Annotated in this window: 15 protein-coding genes; 13 read left to right on the top strand and 2 right to left on the bottom strand. The window is 41.1% G+C overall.

The genetic code is table 11. The features are described from left to right. Window positions 1-101: 101 nt before the first annotated feature. Window positions 102-539, bottom strand: a complete 438-nt coding sequence (locus tag CZ487_RS24850) for a VanZ family protein (RefSeq protein WP_077215041.1) — start codon at window positions 537-539, stop codon at window positions 102-104. Window positions 540-661: 122 nt separating this feature from the next. Between CZ487_RS24850 and CZ487_RS24845 the strand changes: the two genes are divergently transcribed. Continuing rightward, window positions 662-1,582 (top strand): stage II sporulation protein SpoIIQ, encoded by a 921-nt coding sequence (locus CZ487_RS24845; protein ID WP_077215040.1) that lies wholly within the window; start codon window positions 662-664, stop codon window positions 1,580-1,582. Window positions 1,583-1,677: 95 nt separating this feature from the next. Here the strand turns inward: CZ487_RS24845 and brnQ are convergent, their stop codons facing one another. Then, the gene (brnQ, locus tag CZ487_RS24840; protein ID WP_077215039.1) at window positions 1,678-3,030 is read right to left on the bottom strand and encodes a branched-chain amino acid transport system II carrier protein; all 1,353 of its coding nucleotides are present in this window, start codon (window positions 3,028-3,030) and stop codon (window positions 1,678-1,680) included. A gap of 335 nt (window positions 3,031-3,365) precedes the next feature. On the opposite strand from brnQ, the gene CZ487_RS24835 reads away from it, so the two are divergent. The 12 genes from CZ487_RS24835 to CZ487_RS24780 all read left to right on the top strand — a co-directional run bounded on the left by CZ487_RS24835 (window position 3,366) and on the right by CZ487_RS24780 (window position 15,553). Beyond that, window positions 3,366-4,019 carry a GntR family transcriptional regulator gene (locus CZ487_RS24835; RefSeq protein WP_077215038.1) on the top strand — a complete coding sequence of 218 codons (654 nt, stop codon included), beginning with the start codon at window positions 3,366-3,368 and terminating at the stop codon, window positions 4,017-4,019. 186 nt (window positions 4,020-4,205) lie between these two features. Next, entirely contained in the window at window positions 4,206-4,388 is a 183-nt protein-coding gene (locus CZ487_RS24830) for a hypothetical protein (RefSeq protein ID WP_077215037.1), read from the top strand. Window positions 4,389-4,528: 140 nt separating this feature from the next. Then, the gene (locus CZ487_RS24825) at window positions 4,529-4,831 is read left to right on the top strand and encodes a DUF4212 domain-containing protein (protein ID WP_077215036.1); all 303 of its coding nucleotides are present in this window, start codon (window positions 4,529-4,531) and stop codon (window positions 4,829-4,831) included. A gap of 94 nt (window positions 4,832-4,925) precedes the next feature. Next, window positions 4,926-6,599 (top strand): sodium:solute symporter family protein, encoded by a 1,674-nt coding sequence (locus CZ487_RS24820; protein ID WP_077215035.1) that lies wholly within the window; start codon window positions 4,926-4,928, stop codon window positions 6,597-6,599. Further along, window positions 6,574-8,466 carry a DUF294 nucleotidyltransferase-like domain-containing protein gene (locus CZ487_RS24815; protein WP_077215034.1) on the top strand — a complete coding sequence of 631 codons (1,893 nt, stop codon included), beginning with the start codon at window positions 6,574-6,576 and terminating at the stop codon, window positions 8,464-8,466. Before CZ487_RS24820 ends, CZ487_RS24815 begins: the two co-directional genes overlap by 26 nt. A gap of 70 nt (window positions 8,467-8,536) precedes the next feature. Next, the gene (locus tag CZ487_RS24810; RefSeq protein WP_077215033.1) at window positions 8,537-9,202 is read left to right on the top strand and encodes a 3'-5' exonuclease; all 666 of its coding nucleotides are present in this window, start codon (window positions 8,537-8,539) and stop codon (window positions 9,200-9,202) included. A gap of 357 nt (window positions 9,203-9,559) precedes the next feature. Then, complete coding sequence (gene spoIIID / locus CZ487_RS24805; protein WP_077215032.1) at window positions 9,560-9,832, top strand: sporulation transcriptional regulator SpoIIID; 273 nt, start codon at window positions 9,560-9,562, stop codon at window positions 9,830-9,832. Window positions 9,833-10,111: 279 nt separating this feature from the next. Then, window positions 10,112-11,113, top strand: a complete 1,002-nt coding sequence (mreB, locus tag CZ487_RS24800) for a rod shape-determining protein (protein WP_077215031.1) — start codon at window positions 10,112-10,114, stop codon at window positions 11,111-11,113. A gap of 564 nt (window positions 11,114-11,677) precedes the next feature. Beyond that, the gene (locus tag CZ487_RS24795; RefSeq protein WP_077215030.1) at window positions 11,678-12,517 is read left to right on the top strand and encodes a flagellar hook-basal body protein; all 840 of its coding nucleotides are present in this window, start codon (window positions 11,678-11,680) and stop codon (window positions 12,515-12,517) included. Window positions 12,518-12,532: 15 nt separating this feature from the next. Continuing rightward, window positions 12,533-13,378, top strand: coding sequence for a flagellar hook-basal body protein (locus CZ487_RS24790; protein WP_077215029.1), 846 nt, complete (start codon window positions 12,533-12,535; stop codon window positions 13,376-13,378). A 13-nt stretch (window positions 13,379-13,391) separates the two neighbouring features. Beyond that, window positions 13,392-13,682 carry a DNA-directed RNA polymerase subunit beta gene (locus CZ487_RS24785; protein WP_077215457.1) on the top strand — a complete coding sequence of 97 codons (291 nt, stop codon included), beginning with the start codon at window positions 13,392-13,394 and terminating at the stop codon, window positions 13,680-13,682. 299 nt (window positions 13,683-13,981) lie between these two features. After that, a complete protein-coding gene (locus CZ487_RS24780; RefSeq protein ID WP_077215028.1) occupies window positions 13,982-15,553 on the top strand; it encodes an ABC transporter substrate-binding protein in 1,572 nt (523 codons plus the stop codon). The last annotated feature ends 24 nt before the right edge of the window (window positions 15,554-15,577 follow it).

The following is a 15,577-nucleotide window of genomic DNA, read 5'->3' as shown; positions in this document are numbered from 1 at the left end:
AGCATTTATTCTCGTTCAGGAGCATATATTCGCGAAAAATAGAGCTTTATTCTCGTTCAGCACATTTTATTCGCGAAACGCCAAAAAGGGTGTCCCAAAAGCTAATCAACTTTTGAGACACCCATTTCAGGATGGAAATAGTTAAGAATTGTGTCAAACGCATTTCGGCGATACCCTCTTCTGACAAAGTAGTAGGCCGCCAATACGCCGGTAACGTCTTTAACGAGGTCAATCCAGGTTGCAGATCGATATGGGACAAAGGATTGGTGGATCTCATCAAGAGCCCCGTACAGGCAGGAGATGACCGCAAAGGTGATGCTGAGCTTTTCAGAAAATGTTCCTGTCGTAAACGCCGCCATGACAAAAAGCAAATACAGAATCGCGAATTCGATTAGATGCAGTGACTCCTTCACATATGCATCTATTTTTGAATCAGGAAGCTCTACAACCGCGTCTGCAGGCATGCTGGACAAGGTCCAGATCAATCCCATATAAAGCAGCGGAAGCAGCCTAAAAAACCACTTTAAAAAGTTTTTCAAAAAAATTCACCTCACGATGCATAATTAGAATATGTTTGTCGAAAAATAAGACAAAAAAAGTTTTTTCAAAAATGTATATATTTATCATTATCTGTTCAGAATGATAGCTGAGGTGATGATAAATGAGAGAGGAAGAAAAGAAACAAACTTCTCAAGATTCAAGTATTAAGCGCTTCTTTAAAAAGCGTTGGGCATTCCCGGCGATTTATATTGCAAGTGCTGCAATCATTCTAACCGCGGTTCTTTGGTTCCAAAACAGCAACGAAGCAACAGATGAGCAAATCGATTACGAAGCTACCGATATTACGGGTAAAGAATTTAATGAGCCGGCTGTCGAAGTTAACCGTTCAATGGAAAACTTTGCAATGCCAGTGGTTGATCCTGATTCTGTAAAGATTCAAAAACAATTCTATGATTTTGAAAGCTCGAAAGAAGAACAGGAAGCTGCACTAGTATTCTACAACAACACGTACCATCCGAATACAGGTATCGATATTACCATGGAAAACGGAGAAGCGTTTGAAGTAGTGGCTGCCCTAAGCGGTACAGTAACAAATGTCCAAGAAGATTCATTGCTTGGCAACGTAATCGAAATTGAGCATGATAAAGGTATTGTAACACAATATCAATCTGTTACAGATATTGATGTAAAAGTTGGAGACCAAGTAGAACAAGGACAAACTCTTGCAATGGCTGGAAAGAGTCTTTATAACGAGGAAGCTGGTACACATTTACACTTTGAAATCCGTAAAGATAATGTAGCAGTGAACCCAATTGACTTCTTCAACAAACCGCTAAGTGCTCTTCAAGAAAAGGATGTAGCGGAAGGTCAAGAAGTAGATGACAGCGGTAAAGCTGAAAGCTCTGAAGGATCCGAAGAAGAGGATGCAACAACAGGTGAAGAGCCTGCAGAAGACGAAGGCAAATCAGAGGATGACAGTACATCCAATGATGAAAGCAAAGATGAAGAAAAAAGCGTAGATGAAGATGAAAATGCAGATGAAAAAGAAAGTGAAGAGAAAACTGACTCTTCTGATGCATAATATTTATCTATAAAATGTACAACCCGCACTCTGGCGCGGGTTTTTTCTTTTTGTCAAAGAAAAAAGGCCAACCGGAGTTGACCTTTATAATGCGATTATGAAACCTTCTCGATGGCAGCAGCTTCTTCACTGCCTTTCTTCACGATACTAAAAACATATCCAAGTACTGCACCGACGATGGCTGGAACAATCCATCCTAAGCCCACTGTATATAATGGCAGGATGCTTGTAAATAGATCGTTCACTGTGGTAAAACTGATTCCTGCAGCATTCAAGCCGTCAAATATAGCGACAACTCCTGTAAACAAAATGCTTAATTGATAAACTTCTTTTCTTCCTTTAAATAGAGGATGTAAGAACGTTAAGAACATTAAGCAGATAGCTAAAGGATAAATGGCAACTAAAACTGGTACAGAGATTGAGATTAATTGTGTTAAACCAAAGTTAGCAAATACTAAACTGAAGATCGATACAATATACACAAATGCATTGTAAGAAATCTTTGGCATTAACTTGTTAAAATATGATGCACAAGATGTAACAAGTCCGATACTAGTTGTTAAACAAGCCCCGAATACGATTAAGCTTAATAGAACAGCACCAAATGATCCGAAGTAATGGTTTGAAACAGCTGCTAGAATCGCACCGCCATTTTCTAATGAACCGATTCCTTCAACACTCTTTGCACCGATATAGCCAAGGGATGCATAGATGATTGCAAGAAGGAAAGCTGCAAGGATGGCTGCTTTCGCTGTACCAACCATGATTTGCTTCTTCGTTGTTGCGCCTCTTTCTTTAATGAAGTTAATGATGATGATACCAAATACGAATGCTGCTAAAGCGTCCATTGTCAGGTATCCTTCTTGGAACCCTTTAAAGAAAGCATCGTTAACATAAGTTTCAGCAGGAGCCTGCAGCTCGCCAATAGGGTTAAATAGAGCTGTAACAATTAAAATTCCGATAAATACTAGTAGTGCTGGTGTTAAGACTTTCCCAACGATATCAACAATTTTTGAAGACTTTAATGAAAAAATAATCGTAATGGCAAAGAATACAGCCGAGAAAGCTAATAAAGCGATCATCCCGCTTCCTTCAGGGACGAATGGACGAATCCCGATTTCGTATGATACAGTCGCAGTTCGAGGAATCGCGAATAATGGTCCAATCGATAAATATAAAGCTACTGTGAAAATTACACCGTATATTGGATGTACACGGCTAGCAAGTGATTGCAAGTCCCCTTTACCAGAGAAACCAAGAGCTAAAACCCCTAGTAATGGAAGTCCTACGCCTGTAACAATAAAACCTGCGTTAGCTGCCCAAATATTAGAGCCTGCCGATTGACCAAGCATTGGAGGGAAAATTAAATTTCCTGCTCCAAAAAATAGGGCGAATAACATAAAACCTAGAGCTACTATAAATGAAAGGGACATTTTTTTATCGTTCATCTTTATATCCTCCTATATGTCCTTCTATTTTTTCGACTATTTATGACTTTAATAGCATGTGTCTAAAACCCCACGTTTTAAACAACAAAAGCAATTCTACTAAAGCCAGGATGCTTAAGCAACCCATCTTCGAAAGAATATGAATATTTTTTGTATGTATGAAAGATATCATAGAATAATATTAAATGCAATATATTTCTGAAAAATTACAACATTGGTTAAATTTAATACTATATTAAGAACATAGTTGATAATCTTTCATAATCATATATACTAGAAAATGTAAATAAAACTTTTATATAAAGGAAACTCTGAACAAAAAAGGTGGATACAGTATGCCGATACCTACAGATTTTTCAATACCCGTTCGTATGACTGCGAAAAAAAGAGCTTTTACACAAATTCAAACGTGGATCATTGATGGAACTCTGCAGCCGAACGAAAAGTTAAATGATGCGGATCTTGCCCAAGCATTGGGTGTAAGCCGGACGCCTATTAGGGAAGCACTTCAACTATTAAATGTCCAAGGCTTTGTCGAGATGTTCCCAGGGGTTGGCACACAAGTGACGCCAGTAAAAAAAGAAGATGTAAAGAAAATCTTACCGCCGCTTGGCGTATTGCAGGCATTAGCTTCGGAACTCGCAACGCCGCTAATGACTCAAGAGGTCATTGATTCATTGCGTGACATTAATAGAAGATTTGCAGAAGCGATTGCTAAGGGTGATTCCATTTCTGCGATAAAGTTAGATGAGCAGTTTCATAATATCATTGTAGAAAATGCTCAGAATCAATATATTACAAACAGCGTTTCGATGCTGCAGGCCCATGTGTTCCGTCTGTTCTTTCATGATTCGATTATCGTTACAGAAAAGTCGGTTGATGAACATGAAGAAATACTGAAAGCGTTTGAAAAGAAAGATAAAGCAGGCGCTGCCGCAATCTCAAGGACAAATTGGCTTCGAATTCTCGAGATGTTTGAGGAGAAATAAATGTACTGGAAAGGGAACAGCTGGAGTGCTGTTCTCTTTTCGTTTTTTCTAAGCAAAATTAGACAATTTTTTTAAGAAAGTTTTTTTGAATTTCCCTTGATTTCTGATCGCTTTCTGTGGATAATATTAATATGAATTTTCTCAATATTCATAAATATATAAATATAGTTTAAGAGGAGGCCCAATATGATTCTTTATTTGTTTCTGATTGTAACTGCCGTGTGTTTGATTCTTGCTTTGCGAATGAAAAAGGCCATCTTTTTAACGATCCCATTCATTTCCATCTTCGTGTATTTTATCTTTCAGATCATACTTGTTCCGTTGCCATTTATCGAAACGGTTAAGTTCATTTTTAGCTTGAACTCGTAGCGGTCAAATTGTAAGCGCTTTATTCCGGTGCTGCAGTGATCATAGAGAAAATTGGTTGAAGGAGGAGTACAAAGAGGGACAGTTAAAAAAATGCTGCTGCAATGTATTAGGAAAATTTTTACAAAAGGTGGGGTGGATTTATGAAGAAAATTGAAAAGGAAGTAGCTGATCGTTATTTCCGTGAAAAGAACCGCAATATTATTATTTATTTTATTGTTTGGTTCATCGTTTCATACGGTGTGGTCTTGTTTGCGGAGCCACTAAGTCATATGACGTTTTTGGGATTCCCTTTCCATTACTATATGGGGGCTCAAGGTGCAGTAATAACATTTATCATTCTCTTGTTTGTGAACGCAAAACTTGGTGACAACCTTGATAAAAAATACGGCATCGACGAAAGCAAAAACGAACAAATCAGCTCAGGCAGAGCGCTTGACCACTAAGGTACCAGGTACCACTCGTGGACACTGTCCACGGAGGGTACCTGGTACCGTTGAAAGAAAAATTTAGAGTAGATATGTATCAGGGGGGATGGCTATGGATGTACAATTCTTGGTCTCATTATTAATTATTTTAGCTACATTTGCTTTATATATTGGAATCGCGATTTTTAATACGGCGAAGGCCACTTCGGACTTTTACGTGGCAAGCCGCGGGGTACCGCCGATTTTTAACGGGATGGCAATCGGGGCTGACTGGATGAGTGCTGCTTCCTTTATTGGGATGGCAGGAACGATTATGCTTCTTGGCTATGATGGATTAGCTTATATTATGGGCTGGACAGGTGGATACTTATTCCTTACGTTCTTACTTGCCCCGCAATTACGGAAATACGGACGCTATACCGTTCCGGAGTTCATTGGCGATCGCTATGACAGTCATACAGCGCGCGTGATTGCCGCAATTTGTACAATTATTATCAGCTTTACCTATTCGATTGGCCAGTTATCAGGATCAGGAGTGGTCATCGGACGCTTGTTTGAAATTGATGCAAAGCTTGGAACAATGATTGGGGTAGTCCTGATCGCTTTCTACTCCGCAATGGGCGGGATGAAAGGGATCACGTGGACACAGGTTGCACAATATCTAGTTTTAATCATTGCTTATTTAATTCCTGTTATTTTTATGTCGCTGCAAATTACAGGGAACCCTATTCCATGGATTTCCTACGGTGACATTGTCGGAAAAATGGGTGAGATTGATCGGGATCTAGGAATCTCCGAATACTTTGCTCCATTTACAAATGGGACGAAATGGCAGTTTATTGCATTAATGTTTACTTTAATGGCGGGTACGGCTGGGCTGCCGCATGTCATCGTTCGTTTCTATACCGTTTCGACCATGAAAGCGGCACGTTGGTCAGGCGCCTGGGCATTGCTTTTCATCGGGCTGTTATACCTTTCGGCCCCGGCTTATGCGGCGTTTTCACGCTTCATTCTCTTAACGCAAATTGCCGGCAGCCAAATTAGCCAGCTGCCTGCATGGACGAAATCATGGGTTGATACAGGAAAGCTGCAAGTCGCTGATGGAAACGGTGATGGCGTTCTTCAATGGTCTGAGCTTGTTATTTCCAATGATATCGTCGTAATGGCGACACCGGAAATTGCTAACCTTGGCGTGTTTGTCATTGGGCTTGTTGCGGCCGGTGCTATGGCTGCCGCATTGTCAACAGCAGGCGGTTTAATGATTTCAATATCATCTGCATTTGCACATGATATTTACTACCGCTTAATGAGACCGAACGCCAGTGATAAGCAGCGTTTAAAGGTCGGCCGCTGGTCGATCGTAATAGCTACTCTATTTGCCGGCTTAATTGCTTTAAACCCACCAGGGGTTATTACCCAGATCGTGGCATGGGCATTTGCGATCGCATCCGGTACTTTCTTCCCGGCACTTGTGCTTGGCGTTTGGTGGAAGCGTTCGAATGCAAAGGGAGTAATCACGGGACTGCTAGTTGGTTTAGCGGTTACACTATCCTATATTTTTGCGGCCAAGTACGGCGGCTTTACGATTTTAGGTATTATTGATACGGGTGCTGGCGTCTTCGGGGCGTTCGCAGGCTTCTTAGCAAATGTGATTGTGTCATTATCAACAGCAGCACCATCACAAAAGCTTCAAGATGAAGTCATTGACCTGCGTTATCCAGAGCAGATGACCTATAAAGATGGCGAGGTATGGATGCACGATGGCGAAACAGAAACCATCAAATAAAGAATTGCTTGAGGCTGTGCAGTTCCACCCCTTTTTTCAAGGGCTGGACTCTGTCACAGCCCTTTCTCTTATGGAAAGATGTGATTTTCGAATTTATGAAAAAAACTCTATCCTCCTTCATGGACAGGATCCGCGCATCGGCCTAATTTTAGTCCTTGATGGAATGGCGGAGGTGTTGATTAACGAAGGCAATGAAGTACTGGAAGTGGTGCAAAAGGGAGAACTGATCGGATTCTCAGGTCTAGCTGATTGTCTTGGGGCCATGAATACTGTGAAGGCGGAAGTAAGCTTCGAGGTGAAGGCGGGTAAAGAGGTTGAAGCCTTGTTCATTCCCTTTGATGTCATCACTAAGCGTCTCGATGATCCAGCTGTTCGTAATTATTTATTAACACAGGTGTCGGCTCGCTTAAAGGATGTATACGGATCATTAGCTGAACAGGTGAAGCTGGCACATGAATTTGGTGAAGAGAAGGCGTTTATGACCCGCGTCCAGGATGTGATGGCAGAAAGAGTCGTTTCGATCACTCCGAAATCATCCGTTCAGGAAGCGGCAAAAACAATGGCCGAAGAACGGACTAGTTCTGTCCTTGTTATTGAGAATGAAAAACTATGCGGGATCATTACCGAAAAAGATATGGTCGGACGCGTTGTCGCCAAGGGTCTTCCTCATCATCTCCCGGCAAAGGAGATCATGACGAAAAATCCAATTGTCATTTCGCCAAGTGCATACTATTATGATGCCATTTCACTTATTTTTTCAGAAGAAATTAAGCATCTGCCAGTTGTGGAGGACGGGAAAGTCATGGGGATGGTGACGTTGTCCGATCTGCTTAGAAAAAAGAATGAAAGTGTGATGACAACGATCAAAAAGATTCAGCATGCGGATGTATCCGAGCTTTCTGAGGTAAAGGAGGCGGTTTATAGCTTAATCGACCTGTTCCTGCGCGAGAAGATCCCGATTTTTAAAACACTTGAAATGACAACAAAGCTGCTGGACAGACTTGTGATTCGCGCAGTTGAGCTCGCGGTGAGGGAGTTAAAGGAAGAAGGTTATGCTGAAAGAGGGCCATTTTCATTCTATGTCATGGGTTCAAGCGGCAGAGGTGAGCAGTTCATGCTGACCGATCAGGATCACTTTCTTGTTTATGATTCCAATGATCATGATTACTTCCGTCTGTTGGGCGGGGAAATTACCAACTATTTGGAAAAGGCAGGTTATGAGCGCTGTAAGGGGCTCATGATGTGCAGTGAAGCGAACTGGCGGGGAAATTTGGTCGACTGGCAAAATCGTCTGCGTACATGGATGCTGCATTCTACCAATACGAATTTACTGCTGGCACAGAACTTTTTTTCCTATCGTTTTTTGATTGGAAGCGAAGATCTGCATATGCGGTTCGAGAAGATGGTAGAAGAACTGCTGCATGGGTCCAAGATATTTTTATACAGGCTTGCCCAATTGGAGCGGGAGCATCCAATACCAGATCTTGATCAGCCGATTCGGTCGCTGTTTAAGCTTGAAAGAAAAAGCATGGATTTGAAAAAAGAAGCGCTGTTTCCATATCATCATAGTTTGCAAATCTTAGCTTTATTACACGGAATACCAACAGGCACACCACTTGAGAAAATCGATGCTTTGCTGGATAAAGGTGTGTTCAGCCCGTCGTTTGTACAGGATGTAAAGGATGCTGTGGAGCAGCTTCTTTCATTATATATCAAGCACCGCCGCAAGCAGGCAAGAAAAGGCGAGGAGCTTACAGCGAACATTCATTTTCTCCAGCTTTCGACGAAAGAAAAGGAAGCGTTAATCTGGAGTTTGAAAGTACTGCGGGAATTGCAAAACAATACATGGTCAAATTTTTCTATTTGAGACAGTCGTAGATATTTAATGCAGCGGTTAAGCGTGAAAGCAAGGAAAAGCTTCAATATGGGGTGAAGGTATGTTTTTTCAAAGAAAGAAGATATCCTGCGGCTTGCAGTATAATACAATCCCACTTTCAACCCCGTTGGCTGAGCTCCGATATACGGTTTTTGATACAGAGACAACGGGATTTCAAGTGGGGACAACAGACCGGTTAATTGAAATCGGTGCTGTTCAGGTGATGGGCTTTGAGGTGCTGGAGGAGGGGATTTTTCAGACATTTGTGAACCCGAAGCGACAAATTTCTCGGGAAATAACAGAGCTTACGTCGATTACCGGCGAAAAAGTAAGAGATGCGCCGCCTGCACATGAGGCAATTCTGAGCTTTATCGATTATGTTCAGTCTTGGAATACCGTCTGTCTTGTTGGTCATTATGTAAGCTTTGATTCGCTTGCAATCAAAAGTGAGTTAAAGCGGGAAAAAGTTCAATTAAAGGATTGGTTCACCATTGATACCCTCGATTTAATAGGCTACATTGCGCCCTCCTATGATATGCGTGATCTGGAGAAGTACGCCCGTATCTTTGGTACGAGGATGTATGATCGTCATAGTGCGGTAGGGGACGCGTTGACGACGGCCTATTTATTTGTTGAACTCCTCTGGCAGTTTAAAAACAGAGGGTATGATACATGGGGTGAGCTTATCAATGCAACAGACAATAGCGCCCGTTCATTGTTTTTATAAACGGTACCAGCATGGCTTAATCATGTATTCGAACATGAAGGTAAATAAATTTTAAGTCTATAAATTGGTTAAATTTTCAAAAAATAACAAATCCCCTTGTCCTTATTAGGTTTTTCGTGCATATTCTCATATCCAAGCTAATACACTGTTATAAACCTTACAAAGAGAGTGTTTGAGGTGAGGGATCGTTTGAGGACGAGAACATATACTTAGCCCAAGATATGGATTATTCCTTGTAAATTCAGAAAGTAAACGCTTTCTGACGTACTTTAACACAGTGCGATAATAGTAGTTAGATGAAGCCGGAGCGAGTCTCATTTCACACTTCTCACATCCAATTTAGGGAGGGCGAGTGGTGTGCACGATTACATCAAAGAGAGAACTATCAAGATTGGAAAGTATATCGTGGAGACGAAAAAAACAGTTCGCGTAATTGCGAAGGAGTTTGGCGTATCCAAAAGTACAGTCCATAAAGATTTGACAGAGAGGCTTCCTGAAATCAACCCAGATCTTGCAAATGAGGTAAAAGAAATTTTAGATTACCATAAATCAATCCGTCACCTGCGAGGGGGCGAAGCGACAAAAATGAAATATAAGAAAGAAGAAGAATTAGAAGGAGAGCCGATTTAATCAACCCAAATCCCGCTTTTTTCATTCCTTTTGACAAATTTCAGCAAATTTCTCGGCATTTTTGACAAATGATTACTTTATTTTTTATAAATATGGTAAAATACTCAATTAGGGATAGAGCTGAATTTGTAAAAAGCGCACATGGCTTTTTCAATAGTAGTGATTAGTTGCGAATAATAAATCAACCACATACATGAATGAATCGTTGCTACCACGTAGACGAGATGGTGCGCACCCGCATAAGAGTGAGAACTTTTGTTCAAGGAGGAAATGAAAAGAATGTTTGCAAGGGATATTGGAATTGATTTAGGGACGGCAAACGTACTCATACACGTAAAAGGTAGAGGAATCGTTTTAAACGAGCCATCTGTGGTGGCAATTGATAAAAATAATAATAAAGTTCTGGCAGTTGGTGAAGAAGCTAGACGCATGGTCGGACGTACGCCAGGAAATATCGTGGCGATTCGTCCGTTAAAAGATGGGGTCATTGCCGACTTCGATGTAACCGAAGCGATGCTTAAGCATTTTATTAACAAGCTGAATGTAAAAGGGTTCCTGTCTAAGCCGCGCATCTTAATTTGCTGCCCGACAAACATTACGAGCGTCGAGCAGAAAGCCATTAAAGAAGCAGCTGAGAAAAGCGGCGGGAAGAAAGTGTATTTGGAAGAAGAACCAAAGGTGGCTGCCATTGGTGCAGGCATGGATATTTTCCAGCCAAGTGGAAACATGGTAGTAGATATTGGAGGAGGAACAACGGATATTGCAGTACTATCAATGGGTGATATCGTTACCTCTTCCTCTATTAAAATGGCTGGAGATAAATTTGATAACGAAATTCTTCATTATATAAAGCGTCAGTACAAGCTGTTGATTGGTGAACGGACGGCCGAAAATATTAAAATTCAAATTGGTACGGTATTCCAAGGATCCCGCCAAGAGGAAATGGAAATTCGCGGCCGGGATATGGTATCTGGTTTACCAAGAACCATTTCGGTTCGTTCAGAAGAAATCGAAGAGGCTTTGCGTGAATCGGCTGCGGTGATTGTACAAGCTGCCAAAGGTGTATTAGAGCGCACACCTCCAGAATTATCAGCAGACATTATTGACCGCGGCGTTATTTTAACAGGAGGAGGAGCGCTGCTTCATGGATTTGACATGCTCCTTGCAGAAGAGCTTAAGGTTCCTGTTTTAATCGCGGAAAACCCAATGGACTGTGTCGCAGTCGGCACAGGCATCATGCTCGATAATATCGATAAAATCTCAAGCAGACGATTTGGATAAGCAAGGAACAGACACCCTTTTTTAGTGGAGGGTGTCTGTTGTTTTTTTGGAGTGGGTGAGTCGTAAAGGACCCGTAGAAAACTGTTTCCTGCGTGGATTGTGAGCGGGCGCTCAAGGCCGGTTTATGGCTTCCTAAACAAGAAATGGTCGATGAGCAGGTGCTCATGGCCGTTTTGGGGTTGAAAAAGTGAGAAGTGGTCACTGAGCGGATTCTCATTGACCGTTTTAGGCTTAAAAAGCAAGAAGTGGTCACTGAGCCGATCCTCATTGACCATATATGACATTTCAAGCTGAAAATGGTCCATTAGCTGAATCCTTATGACCCGATTTCCGATAATACAGCAGGAAACGGGCCTTGAGGAGCGGATTTCAGATGAGCATGATCTAAAAATCTTCTAATCTAAACGGTTATTTGAAGCGAATCTCTCACTCTTTTTGTCATGATTCTGCAAAAATCTTCAAGAATCTGCAAAAATATAATGTTTATTTAGTGATTTTTTTTTATAATAGAAGGGAATGGCATTAAAACTTAATGTCCTAACGCTTCATTAAAAGGGTGATACCATGTTTAGAGGCTTTTATACGGTTGCGTCAGGAATGCTGTCGCAGCAAAGAAGAACAGAGATGTTAACAAATAATATGGCAAATGCCAATACACCAGGATTTAAAGCAGATCAGTCGGCACTCAGGGCTTTTCCGGAGATCCTGCTTCATCGGATCGATCAAGAGAAAGTACCAACACAGAATGGCTTAAAGCTCCCTTTTAATCAAACGGTAGGACCTATTAATACGGGTGTTTACGTGCAGGAAGCGATCCCGAATTTTACGCAGGGTGCACTGCAGGATACAGAGCAGCGTACAGATCTCGCGCTAATTGATCAAGAAATGCCTGTTAATCCAGAAACGGGATTAAGGGGATCCGTATTTTTTACAGTGCAAAACCAAGCAGGAGAAATGCGTTATAGTAGAAATGGAGATTTTACGCTAGATGGCCAAGGTTTTTTAACGACCGCGAGTGGATACTTTGTCCTTGATACAGCGGGGAATCCAATCCAGCTTTCCAGCGACCAGTTTCAGGTGTTAGAAAATGGAGTCCTCCAAGGGGCAAACGGTGAAACTGCGCAGTTAGGGATAGGCTTTGCAGCTAACCCTCATGGACTGATAAAGGAAGGCGATGGCCTTTACTCCACGGAAAATGGAAATCCGCTGGCTAATGCTCATAACCAAGAGGGAGTACAGTTTAGCCTTCAGCAAGGATTTCTAGAAAGATCAAACGTCGACACAAGCCGGACGATGACGGATATGTTAACCGCTTATCGTGCCTTTGAGGCAAATCAAAAAGTACTGCAGGCTTATGACAAGAGTATGGAAAAGGCGGCGAACGAGGTCGGAAGGATTGGCTAAAAAGGGGGATAAACGATGAATCGCACGATGCTGACAGCAACGAATACCTTAACACAGCTGCAAAAACAGATGGATATCATTTCGAATAATATGGCGAACATCGATACGAACGGTTATAAACGGAGAGATGCCACCTTCAGTGATCTCATTCATCAGCAATTTAACAATCAAAGAAATGCGGATGAGGAAGTAAATCGTCTAACACCAAATGGCATTCGTGTGGGAACTGGGGCAAGGATTGCTCAAACCCAGCTGGATATGAAACAAGGCGGCATTAAAGCGACAGACCGCCCCCTTGACACTGCTTTTGCTAGTGTTGGTCAGCTCTATAAGGTGTTGGTACAGGATGAAGCGGGAAATAGCAGCATTCAGTACACGAGAAACGGTGCGATGTATTTATCGCCGCTTAGTGATGATGAAATCGCCCTTGTTACATCTGATGGACATAGTATACTAGATGAAAATGACAATCCCATCTACATAAATGGGGAGCCTTTAGATTATAGTATAGATAACCATGGCCGGCTTTCAGTAAGAATGGCAGCAGGAACGGACCAAATCTTTGATATCGGAGTCGTGCAGGTGAATAAACCTCAGTTTTTAACAGCTAATGGCAATAATCTGTATGGACTTCCGGATAACTTGAATGAACTTGGCGTCGCGCTTGATGATATCTTCACCGATTTAGGTGGTCCGCTTCGCGGTGAAATCGCCATTCAACAAGGAGCATTGGAACAGTCTAATGTTGATATGTCTAAGGAAATGACAGATCTCATTCAGACGCAGCGTGCTTATCAATTCCAATCAAGATCGATCAGTATTGCTGATCAAATGATGGGACTTGTGAATGGAATTCGGTAAAAGGGGAATTAAAATGGCTTTGAACAAAAATAACCAGGAAGTAACCGGAGCACGAGAAAAGTATAAAAAGGAAAAGGTCAAAAAACAGCAAAAGCAGGAAAAACCGGCGACAAAGCAGCGTAGAATTGTGCGTGTACGTCTTATTCCGATTTGGCTTCGTGTAATATTGGTTGCATTATTGCTTGCCGTCAGTGTCATAGTCGGAGCAGTGTTTGGTTATAGTGTTATTGGAGATGGAGAAGCGAAGGACGTTTTTAAAAAATCAACATGGACGCATATGCTTGATTTGATAGAAAAAGAATAATGAATTTTAAGGGAAAAATCAGAGTCATGAGGCTCTGATTTTTTTGTTTCACTTTTTCATGAAATCTATGTCTTTAAAGCGTTAATGTACTAATATTAACTATCTTTAAAAAATTATAAAAATTTAATTGATTTTTACAGAATAATTATTTAGAATTGTCTTAAATAAGCGAATATTAATATTTTGTTAAATTTATTAACAGAAGATTAACAATATTAATATTTAATTATTATTGAGAGGGGGACGAAAAGCTTTACTTCAATAATAAATTTTAAACTTTTTGTATTAGGAGGATATCAATGAGAAAAAAGTCATTTTGGGGATTTTTAATGATGGCAATGGTTGCTTTCATGCTAGTAGGCTGCTCTGGCAGTGAGGAAACATCTGAAGCTCCTGCTGAGGGTGAAGGGAAGGCATCAACAAATGCTGACAGCAAAACATTAACAATTGCTTTAGGAACAGATATGGTTACATTTGACATACATGATCATAACAATACTTCAACTGAAGCCGTTCATGTTAATATGTTCAATTACTTATTTAAGAAAGACGCATCTGGTGAAATTCATCCAGAACTAGTACAGGAATTCACGCAGATTGATGATTTAACAGTTGAAATGAAGTTGAAAGAAGGCGTTACTTTCCACAATGGAGATCCGCTGACTTCAGCTGACGTTAAATTTACGCTTGAAAGAGTCGCAACAGATGACAAACTTCAAGAATATCCAAACTACAAGCAAATTAAAGAAGTACAAATTATTGATGAACTTACATTTAAAGTCGTTACACATGCTCCAGAACCGTCTTTATTCCACAGACTTTCCCGTCTAGGTTCAGGTATTTTACCAAGCAAGTATATTGAAGAAAATGGCTGGGATCATTTCTTAGCGAACCCAGTTGGAACGGGTCCATACCAATTTAAAGAGTGGGTTCGCGACGATCGCATCGTCTTTACACCATATGATAACTACTATGATGGAAAAGTAGAAGAATGGGATGAGCTAGTATTCCGTATTATCCCTGAAAATTCTACGCGTGTTTCTGAATTATTAACAGGCGGTGTTGACATTGCTGTTAACGTTCCACCTGCTGACTGGGATCGTATTAATAGCAATGAAGGTACATCAGTCGTTCAAGAAAACTCAAACCGTGTCGTTATGTTGATCCTTCGTTCAACGGAAGGTCTTCCAACATCAGATGTTCGTGTACGTCAAGCGATTGATTTTGCGATTGACAATGGCGCTATCACTGAAAATGTTCTAAAGGGCGGCGCAGTGCCAACCCTTACTCGTGTAGGTCCTGGTAACTTTGGGGCTGCTGAAGATTTATTTAACAAATTCAACTATGATCTTGAAAAAGCAAAACAGCTAATGGCTGAAGCAGGTTTCGAGGATGGCTTTGAAATGACGCTTCAATCTCCACGCGGCCGTTACCTGCAAGATGCTGAAGTGGCTGAAATGATCGCTGGTATGCTATCAGCTATTAATATCAAAGTGAATGTTGAATTCTTAGAATGGAGTAACTTCGTTGAAATGCGTGCAGCAAATGAAAATAAGGAAGCTTACTTAATCGGTCTTGGAAACTCAATGTTTGATGGAGCTTATTCTGTTGACTGGTACCGTGCTGCTCGATTTGAAGGACATACAGATTATAAGAATGATAGAATCGAAGAATTGTTGGCAGCGTCTGCTGTTAATATGAATCAAGAAGAACGTGCAGCGCAAATTCAAGAAATTCAAGAAATCGCTGCTGAAGAAGTTCCACACATTATGCTTCATCAGGAAAAAATTAATCTCGGTGTAAGCGACCGTATTAATTTCGTACCAACTCCAGATGAAATGCTGTATGCACCATCCATGACAAGAAAATAAACTTACATTCGAAAAAGGACTAGG

The sequence above is a fragment of the Robertmurraya dakarensis genome, from assembly GCF_900156875.1.
Lineage (GTDB): Bacteria > Bacillota > Bacilli > Bacillales > Cytobacillaceae > Robertmurraya > Robertmurraya dakarensis.
The sequence above is the reverse complement of the archived record's forward strand: the minus strand, read 5'-3'. Positions and strand labels throughout refer to the sequence as shown.

Coding starts and splice junctions, on each gene's coding strand:
- CZ487_RS24835 (WP_077215038.1), top strand. CDS start 3,366: ATGCCGATACCTACAGATTTTTCAATACCCGTTCGTATGACTGCGAAA.
- CZ487_RS24825 (WP_077215036.1), top strand. CDS start 4,529: ATGAAGAAAATTGAAAAGGAAGTAGCTGATCGTTATTTCCGTGAAAAG.
- CZ487_RS24785 (WP_077215457.1), top strand. CDS start 13,392: ATGGCTTTGAACAAAAATAACCAGGAAGTAACCGGAGCACGAGAAAAG.
- CZ487_RS24820 (WP_077215035.1), top strand. CDS start 4,926: ATGGATGTACAATTCTTGGTCTCATTATTAATTATTTTAGCTACATTT.
- mreB (WP_077215031.1), top strand. CDS start 10,112: ATGTTTGCAAGGGATATTGGAATTGATTTAGGGACGGCAAACGTACTC.
- CZ487_RS24845 (WP_077215040.1), top strand. CDS start 662: ATGAGAGAGGAAGAAAAGAAACAAACTTCTCAAGATTCAAGTATTAAG.
- CZ487_RS24790 (WP_077215029.1), top strand. CDS start 12,533: ATGAATCGCACGATGCTGACAGCAACGAATACCTTAACACAGCTGCAA.
- CZ487_RS24810 (WP_077215033.1), top strand. CDS start 8,537: ATGTTTTTTCAAAGAAAGAAGATATCCTGCGGCTTGCAGTATAATACA.
- brnQ (WP_077215039.1), bottom strand. CDS start 3,030: ATGAACGATAAAAAAATGTCCCTTTCATTTATAGTAGCTCTAGGTTTT.
- CZ487_RS24795 (WP_077215030.1), top strand. CDS start 11,678: ATGTTTAGAGGCTTTTATACGGTTGCGTCAGGAATGCTGTCGCAGCAA.
- CZ487_RS24830 (WP_077215037.1), top strand. CDS start 4,206: ATGATTCTTTATTTGTTTCTGATTGTAACTGCCGTGTGTTTGATTCTT.
- CZ487_RS24780 (WP_077215028.1), top strand. CDS start 13,982: ATGAGAAAAAAGTCATTTTGGGGATTTTTAATGATGGCAATGGTTGCT.
- CZ487_RS24815 (WP_077215034.1), top strand. CDS start 6,574: ATGGCGAAACAGAAACCATCAAATAAAGAATTGCTTGAGGCTGTGCAG.